The 16,705-nt window shown below is 55.0% G+C and carries 16 protein-coding genes; 4 read left to right on the forward strand and 12 right to left on the reverse strand.

Translation table 11 applies throughout. The features are described 5' to 3' along the window. Window positions 1-9: 9 nt before the first annotated feature. Complete coding sequence (gene rluC / locus C1N58_RS10265; protein WP_039341117.1) at window positions 10-966, reverse strand: 23S rRNA pseudouridine(955/2504/2580) synthase RluC; 957 nt, start codon at window positions 964-966, stop codon at window positions 10-12. A gap of 571 nt (window positions 967-1,537) precedes the next feature. Between rluC and rne the strand changes: the two genes are divergently transcribed. Next, window positions 1,538-4,801 carry a ribonuclease E gene (gene rne, locus C1N58_RS10270; RefSeq protein ID WP_394549687.1) on the forward strand — a complete coding sequence of 1,088 codons (3,264 nt, stop codon included), beginning with the start codon at window positions 1,538-1,540 and terminating at the stop codon, window positions 4,799-4,801. A 299-nt stretch (window positions 4,802-5,100) separates the two neighbouring features. On the opposite strand, the gene flgL is transcribed toward rne, so the two are convergent. The 11 genes from flgL to flgB all read right to left on the reverse strand — a co-directional run bounded on the left by flgL (window position 5,101) and on the right by flgB (window position 15,032). Further along, window positions 5,101-6,063, reverse strand: coding sequence for a flagellar hook-associated protein FlgL (flgL, locus tag C1N58_RS10275; RefSeq protein ID WP_058708499.1), 963 nt, complete (start codon window positions 6,061-6,063; stop codon window positions 5,101-5,103). 14 nt (window positions 6,064-6,077) lie between these two features. Beyond that, window positions 6,078-7,718: a flagellar hook-associated protein FlgK gene (gene flgK / locus C1N58_RS10280; protein WP_054634182.1), complete on the reverse strand. Its 1,641-nt coding sequence runs from the start codon at window positions 7,716-7,718 to the stop codon at window positions 6,078-6,080. 123 nt (window positions 7,719-7,841) lie between these two features. Beyond that, window positions 7,842-8,786, reverse strand: a complete 945-nt coding sequence (gene flgJ / locus C1N58_RS10285) for a flagellar assembly peptidoglycan hydrolase FlgJ (protein ID WP_054634183.1) — start codon at window positions 8,784-8,786, stop codon at window positions 7,842-7,844. Continuing rightward, complete coding sequence (locus C1N58_RS10290) at window positions 8,786-9,895, reverse strand: flagellar basal body P-ring protein FlgI (protein WP_006118822.1); 1,110 nt, start codon at window positions 9,893-9,895, stop codon at window positions 8,786-8,788. The genes flgJ and C1N58_RS10290 overlap by 1 nt, the downstream gene beginning before the upstream one ends. A 9-nt stretch (window positions 9,896-9,904) precedes the next feature. Beyond that, window positions 9,905-10,609, reverse strand: coding sequence for a flagellar basal body L-ring protein FlgH (locus tag C1N58_RS10295; RefSeq protein ID WP_170317968.1), 705 nt, complete (start codon window positions 10,607-10,609; stop codon window positions 9,905-9,907). A 65-nt stretch (window positions 10,610-10,674) separates the two neighbouring features. Further along, entirely contained in the window at window positions 10,675-11,457 is a 783-nt protein-coding gene (gene flgG / locus C1N58_RS10300; protein WP_006118820.1) for a flagellar basal-body rod protein FlgG, read from the reverse strand. 17 nt (window positions 11,458-11,474) lie between these two features. Further along, on the reverse strand, window positions 11,475-12,233 hold the full coding sequence (locus C1N58_RS10305) for a flagellar basal body rod protein FlgF (RefSeq protein ID WP_033737560.1): 759 nt from the start codon (window positions 12,231-12,233) through the stop codon (window positions 11,475-11,477). 20 nt (window positions 12,234-12,253) lie between these two features. Next, complete coding sequence (gene flgE / locus C1N58_RS10310) at window positions 12,254-13,501, reverse strand: flagellar hook protein FlgE (RefSeq protein ID WP_394564156.1); 1,248 nt, start codon at window positions 13,499-13,501, stop codon at window positions 12,254-12,256. A 26-nt stretch (window positions 13,502-13,527) separates the two neighbouring features. Beyond that, window positions 13,528-14,199: a flagellar hook assembly protein FlgD gene (gene flgD / locus C1N58_RS10315; RefSeq protein WP_006118817.1), complete on the reverse strand. Its 672-nt coding sequence runs from the start codon at window positions 14,197-14,199 to the stop codon at window positions 13,528-13,530. Window positions 14,200-14,211: 12 nt separating this feature from the next. Further along, window positions 14,212-14,616, reverse strand: a complete 405-nt coding sequence (gene flgC / locus C1N58_RS10320) for a flagellar basal body rod protein FlgC (protein WP_006118816.1) — start codon at window positions 14,614-14,616, stop codon at window positions 14,212-14,214. Window positions 14,617-14,618: 2 nt separating this feature from the next. After that, on the reverse strand, window positions 14,619-15,032 hold the full coding sequence (gene flgB, locus C1N58_RS10325; protein ID WP_006118815.1) for a flagellar basal body rod protein FlgB: 414 nt from the start codon (window positions 15,030-15,032) through the stop codon (window positions 14,619-14,621). 153 nt (window positions 15,033-15,185) lie between these two features. On the opposite strand from flgB, the gene flgA reads away from it, so the two are divergent. From flgA to C1N58_RS10340, 3 genes are all read left to right on the forward strand, one after another. Beyond that, window positions 15,186-15,845, forward strand: a complete 660-nt coding sequence (flgA, locus tag C1N58_RS10330) for a flagellar basal body P-ring formation chaperone FlgA (protein WP_033737561.1) — start codon at window positions 15,186-15,188, stop codon at window positions 15,843-15,845. 102 nt (window positions 15,846-15,947) lie between these two features. After that, window positions 15,948-16,250: a flagellar biosynthesis anti-sigma factor FlgM gene (flgM, locus tag C1N58_RS10335; RefSeq protein WP_006118814.1), complete on the forward strand. Its 303-nt coding sequence runs from the start codon at window positions 15,948-15,950 to the stop codon at window positions 16,248-16,250. Between the two features lie 5 nt (window positions 16,251-16,255). After that, a complete protein-coding gene (locus C1N58_RS10340) occupies window positions 16,256-16,687 on the forward strand; it encodes a flagella synthesis protein FlgN (RefSeq protein ID WP_006118813.1) in 432 nt (143 codons plus the stop codon). The last annotated feature ends 18 nt before the right edge of the window (window positions 16,688-16,705 follow it).

Consider the following 16,705-nt stretch of genomic DNA (forward strand, 5'->3'; position numbering starts at 1 on the left):
CGCCCTGCGTCAGTTTTTTTGCTGGCGCAGCTTCGTCAGGCACTGCTGTAACGTGTCATCCAGCGGCGCTTCCATACGCAGGGTCTCCCCTGTATTCGGGTGCGTAAATGTCAACGCAGCCGCGTGCAGGAACAGCCGATCCAGCCCCGTAGAGGCCAGTTTGCTGTCAAAGTCGCGCTCGCCGTAACGATCGTCAAAGGCGATGGGATGACCGGCGTGCAAGGTGTGTACACGAATCTGGTGCGTACGCCCGGTTACCGGACTGGCTTTGACCAGCGTGGCAAACGCAAAACGTTCTTCCACTTTAAAGCGGGTTTCCGACGGTTTGCCATCACTGCTGACACGCACCATACGTTCACCGCTTTGCAGGATATTTTTCAGCAGCGGCGCCTGAACCACTTTGATATGCGAGGGCCAGTTGCCCTGCACCAGCGCAAGATAATCTTTCTGCATGCCCTTCTCACGCAGCTGTTCATGCAGCGAACGCAATGCTGAGCGCTTTTTGGCCACCAGTAAAATGCCGGACGTATCGCGATCAAGGCGATGTACCAGCTCCAGAAAGCGCGCTTCCGGACGCAGGGCGCGCAGTCCTTCAATCACACCAAAGCTTAAGCCGCTGCCGCCGTGGACGGCTGTACCGGACGGTTTGTTCATGACCAGCAAATGATCGTCTTCAAAGAGGATGGCGTTAGCCAGTGAGGCAACTTTGGCCAGTTTGGGCGACACAGCGTCCTCATCACGCTCCGCCACACGTACTGGCGGAATGCGCACCTCATCGCCCTCTTCGAGTTTATATTCAGGCTTGATGCGTTTTTTATTCACGCGCACTTCACCTTTCCGCACGATGCGATAAATCATGCTCTTCGGCACGCCCTTTAACTGGGTGCGCAAAAAGTTATCAATACGTTGTCCGGCGTTTTCAGCCGTGATGGCGACAAACTGTACGCCGGGATTCTCTGTTTTCATGGCGGCGATTCTAAATAGTGTCCCCTGATAGCGCCACCCCTTTTTATGTGCTTAACTCTCTGCGTAGCGTCGGGATGAGCAATCAGATTGCTGGCATTTTCAACAGCCTGAATGCGCTTTCTGTCGCAGGGTTCTTAAAATGTAAAGAAAATTGATCAGTCAGTTAAAGTCACCTTGCTATATGAAGGTTAGCAGTGGAATAATGCTTAGGTTTCTTAGCTGAGGATTCAGATAAGAAAAAAAGCGAAATTAGTTATTTTGTCGGATTGAGCAGACACGCAGCAATGGCGTAAGACGTAATGCGAAATCAGGCACTTAGCGGGCTGCGGGTTGCGGCCTGGACATGAGATGGAGTGCACGGGTTTACAGAATTATCTCTCGCATTTCCACTATCTGGTGCTGTTGTTCCTTATGAAAAACAGGCCACCGACGTTATTTGCGCCCCTCGCGCGGTCGATAACCGTGAGGTTGACGACATTGCACTAAGTCACGGGGCCATCGGTTGATACTCGTCCAGGGTAACTATGCCCGCAGCTTTAATCACTCATGAAAGAATAACGAGTACGTTACGATGAAAAGAATGTTAATTAACGCAACTCAGCAGGAGGAGTTGCGCGTTGCCCTGGTTGATGGTCAACGTCTGTACGATCTGGATATCGAAAGTCCCGGACACGAACAGAAAAAAGCCAATATCTACAAAGGTAAAATCACCCGTATCGAACCCAGCCTTGAAGCGGCTTTCGTCGACTACGGTGCAGAACGTCACGGTTTCCTCCCTCTCAAAGAAATTTCTCGCGAATACTTCCCTGCTTCCTACAACGCTCACGGTCGTCCAAACATTAAGGATGTGCTGCGTGAAGGCCAGGAAGTTATTGTTCAGATCGATAAAGAAGAACGGGGTAATAAAGGCGCCGCCCTGACCACCTTTATCTCGCTGGCAGGAAGTTATCTGGTATTGATGCCGAACAACCCGCGCGCGGGCGGCATTTCTCGTCGAATTGAAGGTGACGACCGTACCGAACTGAAAGAAGCGCTTTCGGCACTGGAACTGCCTGATGGTATGGGGCTGATTGTCCGTACCGCAGGTGTAGGCAAATCAGCCGAATCGCTGCAGTGGGATCTCAGCTTCCGTCTGAAACACTGGGAAGCGATTAAGAAAGCCGCTGACAGCCGTCCTGCGCCCTTCCTGATTCATCAGGAAAGTAACGTAATCGTGCGCGCATTCCGCGATTACCTGCGCCAGGACATCGGCGAAATTCTTATCGACAACCCGAAGGTCCTGGAACTGGCGCGTCAGCATATTGCGGCTCTGGGCCGTCCGGACTTTACCAGCAAGATCAAGCTCTACACCGGCGAAATCCCGTTGTTCAGCCACTATCAAATCGAGTCGCAAATCGAGTCCGCTTTCCAGCGTGAAGTGCGCCTGCCTTCCGGTGGCTCGATTGTTATCGACAGCACCGAAGCACTGACCGCCATCGATATCAACTCGGCACGCGCTACGCGTGGTGGCGATATCGAAGAAACCGCGTTTAACACGAACCTTGAAGCAGCAGATGAAATCGCCCGCCAGTTACGCCTGCGAGACCTTGGCGGTTTGATCGTTATCGACTTTATCGATATGACGCCGGTTCGCCATCAGCGCGCGGTAGAAAACCGTCTGCGTGAGGCGGTCCGTCAGGATCGCGCCCGTATCCAGATCAGCCATATTTCACGTTTTGGCCTGCTGGAAATGTCCCGCCAGCGTCTCAGCCCGTCACTGGGTGAGTCGAGCCATCATGTCTGCCCGCGCTGTAGCGGTACCGGCACCATTCGTGATAACGAGTCACTGTCACTGTCTATTCTGCGCCTGATCGAAGAAGAAGCGCTGAAGGACAACACCAAAGAAGTGCATGCTATTGTCCCGGTGCCTGTGGCCTCTTACCTGCTGAATGAAAAACGTGAAGCGGTCAATGCTATCGAAAAACGCCAGGGCGGCGTGCGTGCGGTTATCGTACCGGACGACCGGATGGAAACGCCGCACTACTCCGTGTTGCGCGTGCGTAAAGGTGAAGAAACGCAGACGCTGAGCTATCACCTGCCTAAGCTGCACGAAGCCGAAATGGCGATGCCTTCGGAAGAAGAACATGCCGAACGTCGTCGTCCAGAACAACCGGCCCTGGCGGCGTTTGTGATGCCTGATGCGCCACCGGCACCGACGGAAGCAGCGCCGGAAACGACCAAAGCGCGAACTGCGCCGGTTGCTGAAACCGCCCCTGCAACGCCATCCAACGGAACAGGCTTTGTTGGTCGCCTGCTGGCGGGCCTGAAAAAAATGTTCGCCGGTGAGCCTGCGCCTGCTACGGCAGAGCCCGTTGCTGAAGTAACCGAACCGCAGAAAACCAGCGGTGAGGAGAACGGCAATCAGCGTGGCGATCGCCGTAACAACCGCCGTAACAATAACCGCCGTGAGCGCACGCCACGTAATGGTGACACCACCCAGCAGCGTGAATCTCGGGACAACCGCGAAACCCGTGACAATCGTGAACCGCGTGAAGACAACCGTCGTAATAAGCGTCAGGGGCAGTCTAACGAGGCGCGTGATGAACGTCCGGCGCTGAGCGATGAAGCTCGCCAGCAACGCGATGAGCAACAGCAGCAGCGTCGTGAACAGCGTGCTGAACGTCAGCGTCGTCGTCAGGAAGAGAAACGTGCCCAGCAGGAAGCGAACAGCGCGGTTGGACAGGCCGTTGAAACCGCTGAGCCCGTTGCGGCTGAAGCACAGGACGATGAGCGCGTTCAGGCTATGCCACGCCGCAAACCGCGTCAGCTGACGCAAAAAGTGCGCGTTGGTGACAACAATGATCAGCCTCAGCATGCTGCCGTCGAGTCAGCAGAATCTGTTGAAGCCCGCAAGATTCAGCCGGTTGCAGAAGCCTCACAGGACGCGGACGAAACCGAAGCGCGTGATAACGCCAACATGCCGCGTCGCTCTCGTCGTTCACCGCGTCATCTGCGCGTCAGTGGTCAGCGTCGCCGTCGTTACCGCGATGAACGCTACCCAACACAGTCTGCTATGCCATTAGAAGCCGCATCGGCCTCACCTGAAATGGCGTCAGGCAAAGTCTGGGTGCGCTATCCGGTCGCACAGACGAACGAAGAGCAGACCACACAGGATGCAGTGAAAACCGCACAGGACGACAGCCATGCAGACACAGCACCTGCTATCGCCCTGCCTGTGGCAGCGGCCGTAGACGAGGCGCCGGTTTCACAGACCGATCCAGTACAGGTTGCTGAACCCCAGGCAGACACACCGGTTACTGTGGTGAATACGGATGACACGCAGGCGATTGATGCTCCTGTGCATCAGGAACCCTCTGTGATTCCTGCGGCTGCAGAAGCCCGCGCCGACGCCGTTGCGCAGCAGGCACAACCTGCCGATGTTACGGCTGAAGACGCACATAAGTCCGACGTGACCGCCGCGCCTGAGGTTGCCCAACACGAGCACGTTGAGCCCTCAGAGCAGGCCGGTACGGCGGTGAGCCCGACAACCGAAGCTCAGGTTGACGCGGTGTTAAATGCACCGGTTGCTGCAGAGGAAACCGTTGCACCCATCACCGAACCGCATGCGCCTGTGGCTGCGCGCGACGTTGCTGTAGAAGCCCTCCAGGCCAATGCGGAAACGCGCTGGAAGCACTTTGCGTCAGCCCCAATGACCAAAGCGCCTGCGCCAGCATGGCAACCAGAGCCTGTGCGTCACAGCGACTGGCAGCGTCCTTCCTTCAATTTTGAAGGCAAGGGTTCTGCGGGCGGCCATAGTGCTACCCACCAGGCAACGGCCCCTGCGACCAAGCCATAAGCACGGTTCGCAGACGTGATAAACCCGGCTCCGGCCGGGTTTTTTATTGTCTGTAACGGACATTTCGGGTGAGGTATGCAGGCAGAAACGCCACGGAAGGATCATCCTGAGGTATGTAATCAGGGCGTCATTAGCCCGATCCGTGCAGCGCGGCGTCAATCATGCAGCAAAGGTTCTCCGCACAGGTCGCCATGTTAATTGAGCTGCGAAAGAGGCATTACGCAGACAAAAAAAATCCCACCGTCCCTGTAGGACGATGGGAAAAACTAAGCGCACCCGGTTAAAGTACGCCTAAAATTTTATGAATTTAACTGGAACAATGACATCTGAGACATATCAGTGAAGGTCTTATAAGAAGCCTGCAGCGCCTGTTGTTGCATGGTGTAGCTGGAAATCGCCTGGGTGTAATCCACATCCACCAGGCTACTCATCTGCGAGTCATAAATCACTTTGCGATCGTCACCCTGCGCATTCAACGTATCCAGTTCTTTCAGCTGTGTTCCGATTTCGGAACGTACGCTGAGCACGTTGTTAAGCGAGTTGCTCAGACCACGGTTGGTTTTATCCATTGCCGCTGAAAAGGTCGCTTTGGTGGCATCATCCGCGCCATTCTGAGGCACTTTTAGCGCACTGATAGCACCGTCCAGCATATTGAATAAATTCGTTTCACTGGTGCCGCCGTTCGGTTCTTTCACCGCATTGCTGGTGATCGACATTACGATGCTGTTACCGGTATGACCGATGGTCATCGTACGGTCCGTATCGACTTTCTGCGTAATCGCGTCGGTTCCGCCCTGATAGGTCACGCCGCCGGCACCATCCACAAACGGTGGTGTATCGGTCTTATAGCCGGCAAAGATATAACGCCCGTTGGCGTCTTTGCTGTTGACCTGGTTCAGTAACTGCGCACGCAACCCTTCCAGCTGCGTCGCATACGAGGCGCGGTCATCGTCGCTCAATGAGCCGTTTGAGGCGGCCACAATCATCGACTGCGCGCTCATAATGCTGTTTGTCACACCGTCCAGCGTGTTTTCTTCCAGGGATAAGCCCTGGTCGGCGAAGGTACGGGCAACCGCATACTGGCTTGCCTGCGCCTGAGTTTGCGATAACACCACGGCACGGGAAGCGGCGATCGGATCGTCAGACGGGTTAGACACTCTGTATCCGGTAGACAGCTGTTTGCCCGCACTCAACCAGGAGGATTGCGCATCACTTACGCCGCGAACCTGCTGGTCAAAAATCATATTTGTACTGAGTCGCATGATGTCCTCGGCTCTTAGTTGATGCTAAGCAGGGCGTCAAAAACGGTGCTGGCCGCTTTTAAAACCTGCGCATTCGCCATGTAATATTGTTGGTATTTCGTCAGGTTCGCGTACTCTTCGTCCAGGTTAACGCCAGACACAGACTGCTGACGGTTTGTTAACTGCGTCACCACGTTCTGCTGCGTTGTACTGGTCGTTTTCAGGGCCTGCGTTTTGTTACCGACCGTACTCACCATCGTGCCGTAGGCCTGAGACAGGGTCGCGTTACCGTTGACAATTTTGGCATCCTGTAGCGCCAGCAAATTTTGGGCATTACGGTTATCGCTTTCCCCATCCGCCGCCGCCGCCGCCGCAATCTGCGAGCCGCTGGTAATGGCCACTGACATCCCGTTAACCACGTTTTGAACGGGTTTTACCAGGAAACTGTCTTTGGCGTTTGGTGTACCATTGACCGTCAGGCTCATCCCGTCCAGGCTGAGCGTGGTGACGCCGCCAGAAGTAGTGGGCGTGAGCGTCGTTTTGGTGTTGTCTGACAGACGCGTGGCTGACCAGTTTGTTCCGTCATAAGTCACGGTATAATTGGATGCCTGTAGCGCATTGGTATTGCTCCACGCCGCGGTTAAGGTGGCGGAAGAGGTATTTTTGCTGTTGCCCTGCGCTGTTGGACTGCCGATAGTAAAGAAGTCGACGCCCTGGTTACCGTTGCTGTCATAGCCTTGCTTGTGCACGGTATTGAAATTGGTGGTGAAGGCGGCGGCAAGCTGTCCCAGCTGGTTTTGTGCCAGGTCCAGATCCTGCGAGCGGAAGCTTAACATCCCGCCCAGTGAGCCGGTGGTTATGGAAGATTCCGGAATCTGCACATTGCCAGCCTGCGGATCAACATAGCCCACCGTGGTGCGCGTCAGATCGCTGCTGGATGGCATTGCCACCAGCTTGGTGGACTGGAAGCCACTGACCAGAGAAAGGCCGTTGGCCATGGAAACCGTGTAACTTCCATCCTGCTGTGACACTGTCACACCGACGATATTATTCAGACCATTAACCAACTGATCACGTTGATCCAGTAAGTCATTGGGAGCAGCACCATTACCGGTTGTCAGTTTGGCAATCTGCTGGTTGAGACTAGAGATCTGGCTGGTAAAGGTATTGATCTGATCTACGTCAGAGGCCACGTTGGTATTCACGCTGTCTTGCATGTTGGTCAGGTATTGCGCCTGGGTCTGAAACTGATTGACCAGGCCCTGTGAGTTGCTGAGCAAAGACTGACGCGCTGCAGGATCGTTGGCATTACTGACCACGTTCTGCATGTTGCTAAAGAAGCCCTGAATCGCGCTCGACAGGTTTGTCGTCGAGGTTGACATCAGATCGTCGATATTGGAGACCTGCGAATACTGCGTATTTGCCGCATTATAGGTGGCTGAAGACCCACGCAGCTGCGCTGCGATAAAACTGTCGTATTCACGCTGAACACCGGTTACGTTAACCCCGTTACCGTAATAACTTTTTCCCTGCAGAGTACTGTTGGCTTCTGCCAGAATCGTCGTCTGACGTGAATAGCCGGCAACGGTGTAATTGCTGATGTTATTACTGGTGGTGCTTAAGGCGGCCTGTGCGGCACTGAGCCCGCTCATTGCGGAGTTAATTATGCTGGACATCTCGGTTCCTTACATTCCCCGCTACACGGGTCGCTGTCATCAGTGTGGTCGCCAACGTGCGCTGGCGCGCCTGGCTCTTGCTGTTATTATCGGCATGCTTAAGTGAAACTTGAGGCACAATTCTCAGAACAATGTGCTTAAATCCTGGCTATAGGCTTTCACCACTTTTTCACCCATGCTCTTGAATTGCTGAATCATTCCCATCAGTTTTTGCGCATATTTCGGATCGGTGGCATAGCCCGCAGCCTGCAATGCCTGGGCGCCCTGCTCCGCGCTCTGTGCATTGGTGACAGCCGCATAACGTGGGTTATTTGAAAGCAGTTTGACGTAGTCGTTTAACGCTTCGAAATAAGAACTGTAAACCCGGAATGTCGCACGCACCTTTTTAGCTTCACCGTGCTCATATTCTGTGGTCATGATATCGGTCGTTTCGCCTTTCCAGTTCCCACTGGCTTTGATGCCAAAGACGTTATAGCTCGGCTTTCCATCGCGGGTCAGGATTTGACGTTGTCCCCAGCCTGACTCCAGTGCAGCCTGCGCCAGAATCAGGTGATGAGGGATACCACTCTGCTGACTGGCGGCCTGAGCGGGCTGAGTCAGTTGGGCAATAAAGTCACGACTGTCGCTCGGCAGGCCGGTGGGCGAAGGCGCGGGCAGGCGCGGCATGGCTTTGCGCACCATTTGCTCCAGCGGCGTGGCGCCGCTGGTGCTCATGATGAAGCTGTTATCCAGCTTCATCGGCACCGTACCGGCGCGCTCGTCCGGGGCTTTGGCGGGTTCCATCTGTTTAACGATGATATCCGCCAGGCCCAGGCCACGTTTACCGATGTCCTGCGCAATCTGCTGATCGTACATTGACGTGAAAAGCTTGGTCTGTTCATTGCTGAGAATGCCGTCCTGCGGTAACGCTTCACGCATACTCTTCAGCATCATCTGAACAAACATCCCTTCAACCTGCTGCGCGACCTGCAGTGCTTTCCCTTTGGGATCGGCAGTGACATCGCGTTTCAGGTCGTTCAACGAGCGGCTGTCAAAAGCCGCATTCATCAGCGATTGCGTATCGTTCATCAGATAATTTCCAGTTTTGCGCGCAGGCAACCCGCGCTCTGCATTGACTGCAAAATAGACATCAGTTCGATAGGCGACGCACCCAGCGCATTCAGCGCACGCACCACGCTGTTCAGGTTGGCGCTGGAGTTAACCCGTTGCAACGCACCGCCGCTCTGACGCAGATCGATCTGCGTATTGGTGGTAGCGACAGTCTGTCCACCCGCCAGCGGCGTGTTCGGCTGACTCACGTTTTGCTGCTGATTGACCGTGACAGACAGGTTGCCCTGAGCGACCGCACAGGTGTTCAGTTTCACTTCACGATTCATCACAACAGAGCCGGTGCGTGAGTTAATGATGACTTTGGCATCCTCAACCGGCACGGAGACATCAATGTTCTGAATCTCTGCCAGTAAACGAACCTGTGCACCATTATTCGGGGACACGCGGACCTGGACCGTACGGGCGTCCAGCGGCTGGGCCGAACCGTATCCGCCACGGGCGTTGATCGCATCAGCAATTCGTTGCGCCATGGAGAAATCTTCGGTATTCAGCTGCAGGTTAATCGTATTCTGCGAACCAAAGTTGCTCTGCAGTTCACGTTCAACCGTTGCCCCATCGGTAATCCGTCCACCGTTAAGCTGGTTGACCTGAACGCTGCTGCCGCCTGCTGCGGCGCCCGCGCCGCCGACCAGAATGTTACCCTGGGCCAGCGCATAAACCTGGTTATCCACGCCTTTCAGTGGCGTCATTAACAGCGTGCCACCGCGCAGGCTTTTCGCGTTACCCATCGACGACACCACGACATCCAGGGTCTGGCCCTGGCGGGCAAACGAAGGCAGCCTGGCGGTAACCATCACGGCGGCGACGTTTTTGAGCTGCATGTTGGTGCCCGGCGGCACGGTAATGCCCAGTTGCGACAGCATGTTGCTGACGGTTTGGGTCGTAAACGGCGTCTGCGTTGTCTGATCGCCTGTTCCGTCCAGGCCCACGACAAGGCCATAACCCAGCAGTTGGTTATCACGCACACCCTGTACGGTGGTTAAGTCGCGGATCAGATCGGCACGCGCCATCAGGCTTACGCCTAACAGTAATCCCAGACCGACACGCCATAATGTTAGCTTTTTCATTGCAACCTCTTAGAACGGCGAGATATTCAGGAAGAAGCGCTGCAACCAGCCCATATTTTGCGCTTCATTGATATAACCATTTCCGACGTACTCAATACGTGCATCGGCCACGGCTGTAGACAACACGGCGTTACTCGCACTGATGGTGCGTGGGTTAACCACGCCCGAGAAACGAATAAACTCGGTGCCCTGGTTGATCTCAATTTGTTTTTCTCCGACCACGTGCAGGTTGCCGTTCGACAGAACCTGATCCACCGTGACGGTGATGGTGCCGGTAAAGGTGTTGTTGGCAGATGCCCCACCTTTGCCTGCGAAATCATTTTTGCCACCCGCCGCAAAGTTGGCTTTTTCGCCCGTTGCGCCGGCTAAACCTTCTAAACCGGTAGGCACTGCAGTGATACCCAGACTGCCGCTGCCGTTACGGCTGGCATTCGAGGTCGAACTTTTGCTGGCACTGACGTTTTCCTGCAAGGTGATAGTCAGCGTATCGCCGATATTACGTGGGCGGCGATCTTCAAACAGCGGCTGATAGCCGTAGTTGAGCGGCGCAACACCCTGAAAAATGGACCCATTTACCACAGGTGGCGCAGAGGGCAACGGCTGAGCCGTGGTCGCTCCTTGCACCAGTGGCGTGCGTGGCACCAACGCACAACCGTTAAGCGTCAGCAGTGCGGTGACTACTAACCAATGTCCAGGCTTAAGAATATGTTGCATCGCCACGGAGTTACGACCTTATTCATGACTAGTCTTCAGGCCAGCCTTAGCTGGCCCTGTTCGGTTTACAGCTGTGTCAACTTCGCCAGCATTTGATCGGAGGTGCTGATCGCTTTGCTGTTAATTTCGTAAGCACGCTGCGTCTGGATCATCGTAACCAGTTCTTCCGCGACGTTTACGTTAGAGGTTTCGGTATAACCCTGATACAGCAAACCGGCACCGTTCTGGCCAGGCGTACTGTCCGTCGGCGCACCCGATGCCTGCGTCTCCTTGTAGAGGTTTTCACCCACGCTATCGAGACCCGCATTGTTCATGAAGGTGCTCAGCGTTAACTGTCCGACCTGGGCGGCCTGCGTCTGCCCCTGCTGGGTTACGCTCACCACACCATCACGCGACACGGTGATACTTGTGGCGTTGGCTGGAATAGTAATACCAGGCTGCACAGGGAAACCCGCGTTGGTCACCAGTTGGCCGTTCTGGTCAACCTGAAATGAACCATCACGTGTATACGCAGAAGTTCCATCTGGCATCTGGATTTGGAAAAAACCCTGGCCGTTAATGGCGATATCTTTTGAGTTGTTGGTTTGCGACAGGTTGCCCTGCGTATGCAAACGCTCGGTCGTCACCGGACGTACACCAGTACCGATTTGCAAACCTGACGGCAGCGTTGTCTGCTCAGATGACTGCGTACCCGGCTGACGCATGGTCTGGTACATCAGATCTTCAAACACGGCACGTGAGCGCTTAAACCCGTTAGTACTGACGTTGGCCAGGTTGTTGGCGATCACGTCCATGTTCATCTGCTGTGCATCAAGACCGGTTTTGGCGATCCATAAAGAACGAATCATGTATTTATCCTCGCGCCTTAGCTGCCGATGCTGAGCAACTGGTTGGCTTTCTGTTCGTTTTGGTCAACGTTGTTAATGACCTTCATCTGCATCTCGAAACGGCGGGCATTGGCGATCATATCGACCATCGTTTCCACCGGCTTCACGTTACTGCCCTCAAGCACACCCGGCATGACCTGCATAGTCGGATCGGCCTGCAGGGCTGCGCCACGTGTCGCCTGCGTCGCGGCGGTAGGACGGAACATGCCATCGTCCCCACGCTCTAACTCTTTACCGGTTGCCTGAACGAGCTTCAGACGGCCCAGTTGTACAGTCGCATTGGGTGAGTCGCCAGCGTTCAGCCCGGTAATAGAGCCATCAGCCGCGATGGTGATCTCAGAACCTTGAGGGATCACAATCGGACCACCTTCGCCCATTACGGGATTGCCCTGCACCGTCAGCGTACCGTCCGAACGAATTTGCATGTTGCCGTTGCGGGTATAGGCTTCGCTGCCGTCGGCAGTGCGTACAGCCAGCCAGCCATCCTGCTGCATTGCCACGTCCAGTGGGCGCTGGGTGTAATCCATGGCCCCCTGACTCATGTCGGCACCCGGCGTAGATGCCGTGACCAACGTGCGCGTGGGCAGTGACCAACCAGTGACCGGTACAGCACGCAACGCGTTCAGCTGCGCCCGGAAACCGGGCGTTGAGGCGTTGGCGAGGTTGCTGGCGGTAACCGCCTGCTGATCCAGTGTCTGACTGGCCGCGCCCATCGCGGTATATATCGCGTGATCCATAGAGCAATCCCGTTAGCGAATTAACGTAAGTTGACCAGAGTGTTAAGGATCTGATCCTGCGTTTTGATGGTCTGCGCGTTCGCCTGGTAGTTGCGTTGCGCGACGATCATATTGACCAGCTCTTTACTCATATCGACGTTCGAGGACTCCAGCGCGCCCGCGGTCAGTGACCCAAAGGTGCCGGTGTTTGCCAGGCCAACCGCTGCCTGACCAGACGCATTGGTTTCCGCCCAGACGTTATCGCCCTGCGATTTCAGGCCTTCGGGGTTAGAGAAACTGGCCAGGACGATCTGTCCCAGTAACTGCGTGCGTTGGTTTGAGTAACTGCCGGTGATGGTGCCGTCGTTGTTGATGGCATAGCTGGTCAAATCGCCAGGCGCATAACCGTTTTGCGTGGCGTTACCAAAGGTGGTCGCCCCGGTATTTTGCTGCAGACTGCCCACAAAGTTTAACGCGACAGTCGTGCCGTTCGCGCCATTTACGCCAGGAATCGTGACGGTCGCGGTGCTGGCTGTTGTTGAGCCTGCCACCACGTTGCCGTTTGCATCCAGTGAAGATACGCCAGTCAGCTGACCGTTGGCGTTATAGCTCATCTGGTAATTCCCTACGTTTGAACCCGCAGTGGAGTCAATGCCGTGAATTTTCCAGGTGTTGTCTGCGGTCTTAACGAAATACAGGTCAAGCGAGTGCGCATTACCCTGCGTATCGTACATAGTGATAGTGTTCTTCGCGCTGTACGTCGTCGGATCGGTGGCAGAAAACTTGGTGTCGTCTAATACCGCTGAAGTCGAGTTCAGTTTCGCCACCTGGTTTGCCGTGGTAGTGGCATTAGCAGACATCTGCGTGGTAGGAATTTTCAGCGCAACCGGGTTCGCACCCGTCTGGATAGTCGGAGGCACGCCTGAAGCCGGGTAACCGGTTACGTTCAGGCCCTGGGTATTCACCAGGTTACGGTTCTGGTCCAGAGTGAACTGGCCATTACGTGAATAGGACACCGCACCCGCCGAGTTGGTCAAACGGAAAAAACCGTTACCGCTCAGTGCCACATCCAGCCCACGGCTGGTGGTGGTGGTAGAACCATCGTTGAAGTTCTGGATCACGGCAGCGACTTTAGTTCCCAGACCCACGTTTGAACCGGCAAACATGTCGGCAAACGCGATGGTGCTGGACTTAAAGCCCGCTGTGGCGGAGTTAGCGATGTTGTTACCGATAACGTCCAGGTTACTTGAGGCAGCGCCGAGACCGCTGACCGCTTGTGAAAATGACATTTAAATCTCTCCTGTCTACAGGTGAATCAGAGAATCTGACGTACGTCGTCAAGGGTGGCGGAGCCCATGGTGCCGAGATCCAGTTTTGCGGTATTACCCGCTGTGCTTACGCCATTGACGTAGGCATAGTTAAGTGGCTGAGCCACCTGTTGACCGCTGCTGTTACTGGCAGCAATCGCAACTTTGTATTTTCCATCTGGCGCGACGCTGCCATCCGGTAATTTGCCGTCCCACGAGAACGTGTGAACGCCGGCGGTCAGTGCGCCCAGGTCCTGGGTGCTGACCACATTGCCCTGTGCATCGGTAATCGTCGCCGTGGCGGTGGTGGCTGCGTTAGTCAGCTCCACGCCAAACGGCGTTGTCGTGCCTTTACCGACCAGAATCTGTGAACCATTCACCATCACGCCATGACCAATCAGCGTCGAACTTTGCAGTGACTGGCTGGTGCTGATCTGACCCGAAATCGATCCCAGTGTGGTGTTCAGTTTTTCAATACCGCTCAGGGTGTTGATCTGGGCCAGCTGTGTTGTCAACTGACTGTTATCCATCGGATTGGTGGGATCCTGGTTTTGCAGCTGCGTCACCAGCATGGTCAAAAACTGGTTTTGCAGATCCTGGGCGCTGTTACTTGTGCCGGTGCTGGATGAGCTAAGGACCGTGGGGTCCAGCTTTTCATTAACGCCTACCGCGATAGTCATTATTTTTCTCCGTTACTGACCCAGGGTCAGCGTTTTCATCATCATCGACTTCACGGTATTCAGCACCTCGACGTTCGCCTGGTAGCTGCGTGATGCCGACATGGTGTTGACCGTTTCCGCTACCACATCCACGTTAGGCATCTTCACGTAGCCTTTGGCATCCGCCATCGGGTTACCCGGGTCATACACCAGTTTCGCGGGCGTAGGATCATCAACAACCTGCGCCACTTTTACGCCACCGGTGGCCGCACCCGGCGCAGCATCGGTCTGAAAAACGACCTGCTTTGCCACATAAGGCTGCCCGTCCGGGCCGGTCACGCTGTCGGCGTTTGCCAGGTTACTGGCACTGACGTTTAATCGCTGTGATTGCGCGGTCATCGCTGAGCCGGCAATGTCAAAAATATTCAGCAATGCCATGATTATTGCCCTTGTAACACGCTCATCATGCCTTTGATTTGGCTACTGATAAGTGTGAGATCGGTTTGATATTTCAGGCTGTTATCCGCGAACTGAGTACGTTCGCGGTCCATATCGACGGTGTTACCGTCCGCAGATGGCTGATCCGGAATGCGATACAGCAAATCCATCGACGGTGCCGTGTTCGTCTGCGCTTCGATGTGACGCGACGAGGTAACTTTGAGCGCCAGGCTACTGCCTTCAGCACGTCCATTCGCCATTGCCCGATTCAGCTCGCTGGCAAAGTCGATATCCCTGGCCTGATAGCCTGGGGTGTCGGCGTTGGCAATGTTGGATGCCAGAATCTCCTGACGTTGAGCTCGCAGGTTGAGGGCTTCGGTACCGAAATGTAGCGCCGCATCGAGTTTGTCGAGCATGCTTCCTCCGCAAATGAGAATTTCGAGCTGGCAGCATAATTGGGAAAAAGCAAGAGCCATCGTCTGAATAACGCCTCAAATCGTCGCTATTTTAACTCTTGAGTTTTTTTTCAAACGCGTACACTCATTGCCATCATCAGTGAGGAAAAGCACATGCGTGGATATCCAGCCCTGTTAGCCAGCCTGCTGGCCCTGTTTGCCTTACCCGTTATGGCAGGCGATTTCAGCGCCCAACTGAACCAGTTTTTTAAAGCCCGTGATCCTGAGCATGCCACGGGCATGAACGTCGTCATTCGCACGCCACAGGCACAGTGGCCCTTATGTGATACGCCGCAATTTACGCTGCCCGGCAACAGCCGCCCGTGGGGCAATATGAGCGTGGCAGCCAACTGCGGAGAAAATCGACGTTATATTCAGGTCCAGGTTCAGGTCACTGGCCGTTATCTGGTGGCGAAAAATTTAATCGCCCGCGGCGCAACCGTGAGCAAAGACGACTTCCGTATCGAAGAGGGACGTCTGGATACGCTGCCGCCGCGCACCCTGCTTAACGATGAGACCGTCGCCGATTCTGTGGTGCTGCGTGACATTCAGCCGGGACAGCCGGTGAGTCAGTCGATGCTGCGCCAGCCGTGGCGTGTAAAAGCAGGTCAGGATGTCATGGTGGTTGCCAGTGGCGACGGATTTGATGCCAGCGGCGAGGGGAAAGCCTTAAGCAATGGCACTATCGCGCAATGGGTTCGTGTACGTATGGGGAACGGTCAGGTTGTGAGCGGTCGGGTCAGTGATGATGGGAAAATTCTTATAACACTATAAAACATTAAAGAAGCCTGTTTATTTGCCGATAGAAGAATCAGCAAAGCGATTACGCTATTATGATTCAGGTGGCAGACCCCCTGACCCTACAGGAGCCCGAATATGAGCATCGAAAGAACACAACCGTTAAAGCCCGCCAGCACCGTGCAAACACGTGACAGCAGCGAGCCGCAAACTGCGCGTGTGCGCCAGAGTGACAGCGCAACAGCGACCACGCCAGCCGCCGCTCAGGTGAGCCTGAGCAGCGCCCAGGCGCAGCTGATGAAGCCAGGCAGCCAGGACATTAACGTCCAACGCGTTGAACAATTGAAAACCGCTATTCGTAACGGCGAGTTGAAGATGGATACCGGCAAGATCGCCGATGCGCTGATTGCCGACACTAAGGCGTATTTAGAGGGTAAATAATCCCCATGAGTAATTTGCTGACCACATTAGATAAGATGCAGGAAGTGCTGGTGTCTCTGGCGACCGTTCTGGATGAAGAAGAACAACAGTTGTCGTCCGGAATGATTGACAGCAACAATTTGCAGCGCATTACCGAAGATAAAAGCGCGCTGCTGACGACGCTGAACTATCTGGATGAGATGCGCCGTAGCAACGAGAAAAGTCTGGGGACATCTGCACCTTATCGTGGTCAGAGTGACATGGCGCGCCGCTGGGAAGGTATTCAGCAGCATACACGCCGGTTACACCGTGCCAACACGCACAACGGCATCCTGTTACAGCACCAGATTACCTTCACGCATGATGCGTTAGACGTGCTTAAGCCGCATCAGACGCAAGCGTTCTACGGACCGGATGGAAAAGGTCAGGGCCAGGCGACGCTGAGCCGTAAAATCTGATAACGTCAGTCTGGTGAT

The sequence above is a fragment of the Pantoea sp. SGAir0180 genome, assembly GCF_043546245.1.